This window comes from Francisella sp. SYW-2, from assembly GCF_008711475.1.
In the GTDB taxonomy this organism is placed as follows: Bacteria; Pseudomonadota; Gammaproteobacteria; order Francisellales; family Francisellaceae; genus Francisella; species Francisella salimarina.
The window spans coordinates 1-4,634 of the sequence record NZ_VXKO01000051.1; the positions used below are offsets into that span (position 1 = coordinate 1).

Sequence of the window (4,634 nt, forward strand, 5' to 3'; positions counted from 1 at the left end):
ACAGTTTATTCATAATTTACACATATTTTTTATTATAAAATAATACCTAACTAATTAAATGAGGAGAAAACAATAATGAAAGATGTAACTAAATTTTTTGTTCTTACAAATAATTTAAAAATGTTTTACGCTAATTTATATCTAGAATTGCCTGAGGAAGCAGAAGAGCCTTTAATTAGAAGCCTTAATGATCTTCCTTCTGCTATCAGTTCTTGGGAAAGTGATGTATTTTCTGATCTCGATAGTGATGAAAGTATTGAAATCAGCTATAACCTAGCTCTTAGAAGATCACAAACTATACTGGATACTGTAGATTCTCTTGAGTTATCTTTTGATAGTCTACCAGAATCAAGTAATATATTGGATCGTATTAGAGAAACTGTTAGTGAGGAAGTAGATACAGATGAAATAGAAGATAGTAGTGACTCTTCTTTCAATCCATTTAAGGAAAAAGAAGAGTAAATATCATGAGGATTATAAGGTCTAATTCTAATGAATAGATTTGAATTGGTAATTTGATAACATTGAGGCTAAATATGATGTTCCAGAACATTCCAACCTTTAAATTGAGCGTACTTATGTGGCATCTAAAATAGTAGATATTATTTGAGTGATTATATTTTAATAATTAAAACTTACTCAAGTAATATTTATAAGTTACTCTAAGTGATATATTGTAAAATGCAGAGACAAAAAATATTATGATACTGTTTTTATTATCAATCATAATGGTACCTATATTACTAAATTTATCATATGCTAAATTAGTCGTTTTTGGTGTTGGGCAAGTTCAAAAAAACCATCAGGTATTTATGATAATAAACCAGTAATAATTAAGTGTTAAAACACTTGAATATTAAAGTAATAATATGAATAATGATGATAATTAATATGAAATACATAGAAGAAATATTTAAATTAGATAATATAGTGTTAGTAACAAAGGCAGAAGATAGAGCACCAACGCTATATTTTCAAGATAAAAATACCGGGCTTGGATGTCGATTACGCCAAGAACATGATAACGGAGCAAAAGTCAGTCCATTAAGAGCTACCATACACTTCTTTGGAAAAGAAGATGATACATTAAATTTTAGAAATCATTTTAAAGATGTGTTCTCGAGTAAAATAGATGGTATAGATAAAATTGTTCATGAGGCTTTTTTTTATGATCTAAAGAGAGAGGCTTTAGTAGGAGATCATCATATAGAGATATTTATAGATAAGGACGGATCATCATTTAGGTGTCATCGTTCAGCTGGTCAAGTTATAGATTTTAAAAACAGTAATGACTTTTATATTGATATTGATAATAGTAAGCAAGAAGTTAACGATTTAACAATATCTTATAAGGTGTCAGAAGTAATTAATAAAAAAGACTGTTGAGTTAATCTAGGTTTTTTCACCTATCTAGATATTTTTAGGAAATTTTAGATATAACTTCCTATTTTATGTTCTATATCAGCCATATTGGCTGATATGAACACATTTATCCTGGTTAAGCCATCAAATTGACAGCTTTTAGTGCATTAAAACACATAGCCTTTAATAAGGCTTGAGCATTTACTTTTATAGTACAAAAGTAACTAGCTCTAGCAAAGTTGAATTTTCTCTTCATGGTACCAAAGCATCTTTCTACCTTATATCTAGTTTTAGATATAAGAATGTTTCGTCTTTTTTGCCTTTTTGTTAATGGTTTATTTCTAACCGCTTTTTGTAATATACGATTATTGATTTTCTTGGCTTTTAATAGCTCTCTATTAGCAGCAGTATCGTATGCTTTATCTGCTAGAAGATACTTGCAGTTCAAATCATCTAAAATTGTTCCTAGCCTATGTGCCTCATAGGCTTCTGCTGATTCAGTATGTATAGTCTGAATAAAACCATGCTCATCATCAACACTTTCAAATACTTTATAACCATAATGACTTTTCTTGCCTTTTTTTATCCATCTTGCGTTAGTATCTTTACCATATGAAATATCAGGTTTGGTACTTTGATCTTCTTTTCTATCTTCTGTCGGATTATCCATATGTTTATCTGGTCTACCAGCAGACTCTACTAGGGTGGCATCTATGATTGCTCCTTTAGCATTGTTTATAGATAAACCTAGTGACTCAAGTTGCTTGTTAAGTTCTTTGAATAGTTTCTTATACTTACGCTTTTCTATTAATAAGTTACGAAACTTATTAATAGTACTATAGTCAGGTAAATTAGATGTGAGCGTAAATCCAGTGAAATACATAAAGTCTATTCTAAGTCTTAAACTAGATGCTAATTCTCTATCACTTAGGCTATACCATTGACCTAATAATAAAAGTTTAAACATCATTATACAATCATAGGCAGGTCTGCCTTGTTTTGTCATATCTTGATTATAAATACCCTTGAGTGTTTTTCTAAAACTCTCAAAATTAACTAATTTGTTTAACTTAACAAATTTATTATCACTACCTAACGAGTCTTCTAAACCTAAAAAGAAAAAATCCATAATATATAAAACATAAATATCTTCGATATCTATATTTTATAAAATCTACAAAAAACTGGTAGTATTAAATCAACTGTCTTTAAAATGGGCTCTGTATAAAACTAGTAAAGTAGTTACAATTTCCCTAGAATTACTATTCTCTAGATACAATTATGCTTCTATATCATAGAATTGATCCCAAACAGTCATATTGGACCATAGGGAGCGAATGAACATAAAATTACGGTCGACCATATTATAATTAAATTAGTACATACAATATAAAAATATGAATATGGTTGAATCAGCTATTATATGAATAATTATAGGAGCTAATACAGCTAATAATCCCTTTGTTCTACTTCTCATGCAGCCTATGTTGATAGTCAACAAAGCAGCTTCATTGGCTCCTGATTTTGCTACATTAACTCTCTTTGGTAAGTCAATGTCTAACAATAGTTTTCTTGAAGAATTTACGATCTGACTTTTCATCTCTTTTTTCAGATACCATAAACTCCAAAGTATCTCCATGCTTATCTATAGCTCTGTATAAATATACATCTTTGCCTTTGATCTTTAGGTAGGTTTCATCCATTTTCCAACTTATGTAACTACCATATTTTCTAAAACTATTACTAAATGTTGATTCTAGTTCTTTGGAATATTTGGTAGCCCAACGATTGATTGTGCTATGATATACCTTAACTCCTCTCTCTTTCATAAGCTCTTCTACATGTCTGTAACTTAATGGATATGATAAATACTAGCGTAGGGCTTGGAGATTTAATAATCTCGAATAATGTCTGCCTGTGAAACCTAACATCTAAAATTTAAAAGAATATTCGTGATAAAACTATACTATGAAGTTACACAACTACCAGCTTGTGACAGAACCTCTTTTTTACAAAAAAATATTCTCTATTAATATGCTGTTCTCATATAAATATTAATCTTCTGTTGAAAAAAACTAAAATAGGATAAAAATATGGGAATTTTTAAAAAGAAAAAGAAAGAGAAAGAAGTAATAGAAGGTATGGCAAATCCCTTTAGTAAAAAGGAAAAAACTAATACGTACTCACTTGAGTATTCTTATGCTGGAGAGGTACATAGTGTAAATAAAAACTGGATTCTTGGATGTAGAAAAGAACAAAATGTTGTGTCTATAAAACTTAAAGGGTCAGAAGGTGTATTAGAAGGTACTGTAACATATGCTGGAGAAGGTGAAATATTTTGTACCCTTACTAGAACAAAAGGAAATAACTATGCTTTTGTAGATCAATGGAATGGTAAAGGAGATTTTGAATGGAGTATTGGCGATAGAGAAAACCAGGAGATTGTTGAAATAGATCTTTCTAGTGATTCTAATAATAATGAACAAAATGTTTTAAAAGGTACTGTAACATATGCTGGAGAAGGTCCTATTGGTTTAAAATGCTACGAACAAGTTTAGTAACTGAGATGATCTGAAAGTTAGAGCTAATAAAAATACTTTTTATGGACTTTTACTTCAACATTTTATATAAAATAATTTTCTATAATAGGGAAATAAATTACTAATGAGTTTGAGATGGTGATAAATGGATGGAAAAGGTTGACAGAGAGTTTAATAGATTCGATAAATCTATTGAAAAACTTAATAAACAGATAGAAGAATTAAAAAGAGACTCTGTGAGTAAAGCTTACTTAATGAAGATCATTACTGGATTTGGTATAGGTCTATCTTTGTTGGGTGGTTTAGGAATGAAAGTATCTTTTTTAGAAGATCTAAAACAACAAGATGGCAAGATAATATCATTATTTAATGATGTAGTAGCTCTTTCTGATACAAACAGTTCTCAGAATAAAGTTTTAGACCACCTAAAAGAATATTATATTAATCACTCGTACCATAATGGATATGATAAATATCCCACCGAAGGAAGTTTAGATCATAATGATTCGAATCATGGAAAATCACCAAGTCACTAAAGGAGCCTTTCCAATTAACTGTGTAAATTCTTAATTAACGTGCTAGAAATAATCTAGCATCTTAATTAAGAATTTCCGGTTCTGTCGCAAACAGTTAGGTGTTTAAATTTATAGTATAATCCTATCACAAACATTTCCTTAATTTTTAGATGTTATATTTCACAGGCAGACATTTTGGAAAACTATTAATACTGCA

The 4,634-nt window shown here is 29.4% G+C and carries 7 protein-coding genes; 4 read left to right on the forward strand and 3 right to left on the reverse strand.

The genetic code is table 11. The features are described from left to right. Positions 1-75 precede the first annotated feature (75 nt). Together F3D57_RS10000 and F3D57_RS10005 are read left to right on the forward strand one after the other, a co-directional pair. Complete coding sequence (locus F3D57_RS10000; protein WP_150466142.1) at positions 76-462, forward strand: hypothetical protein; 387 nt, start codon at positions 76-78, stop codon at positions 460-462. 429 nt (positions 463-891) lie between these two features. Then, entirely contained in the window at positions 892-1,386 is a 495-nt protein-coding gene (locus F3D57_RS10005; protein ID WP_150466143.1) for a hypothetical protein, read from the forward strand. Positions 1,387-1,498: 112 nt separating this feature from the next. Here F3D57_RS10005 and F3D57_RS10010 read toward each other — a convergent pair whose 3' ends face one another. The 3 genes from F3D57_RS10010 to F3D57_RS10020 form a co-directional block, all read right to left on the reverse strand. After that, on the reverse strand, positions 1,499-2,491 hold the full coding sequence (locus F3D57_RS10010) for an IS5 family transposase (RefSeq protein WP_150466144.1): 993 nt from the start codon (positions 2,489-2,491) through the stop codon (positions 1,499-1,501). A gap of 246 nt (positions 2,492-2,737) precedes the next feature. Beyond that, entirely contained in the window at positions 2,738-2,962 is a 225-nt protein-coding gene (locus F3D57_RS10015; protein WP_150466145.1) for a hypothetical protein, read from the reverse strand. Beyond that, positions 2,913-3,191 carry a DDE-type integrase/transposase/recombinase gene (locus F3D57_RS10020; protein ID WP_150466146.1) on the reverse strand — a complete coding sequence of 93 codons (279 nt, stop codon included), beginning with the start codon at positions 3,189-3,191 and terminating at the stop codon, positions 2,913-2,915. The genes F3D57_RS10015 and F3D57_RS10020 overlap by 50 nt, the downstream gene beginning before the upstream one ends. Before the next feature lie 264 nt (positions 3,192-3,455). Here F3D57_RS10020 and F3D57_RS10025 point away from each other — a divergent pair, with 264 nt between their 5' ends. Both F3D57_RS10025 and F3D57_RS10030 read left to right on the forward strand, forming a co-directional pair. Next, a complete protein-coding gene (locus tag F3D57_RS10025) occupies positions 3,456-3,920 on the forward strand; it encodes a lectin OAA (RefSeq protein WP_150466147.1) in 465 nt (154 codons plus the stop codon). A 131-nt stretch (positions 3,921-4,051) separates the two neighbouring features. Continuing rightward, complete coding sequence (locus F3D57_RS10030; protein ID WP_150466148.1) at positions 4,052-4,438, forward strand: hypothetical protein; 387 nt, start codon at positions 4,052-4,054, stop codon at positions 4,436-4,438. The last annotated feature ends 196 nt before the right edge of the window (positions 4,439-4,634 follow it).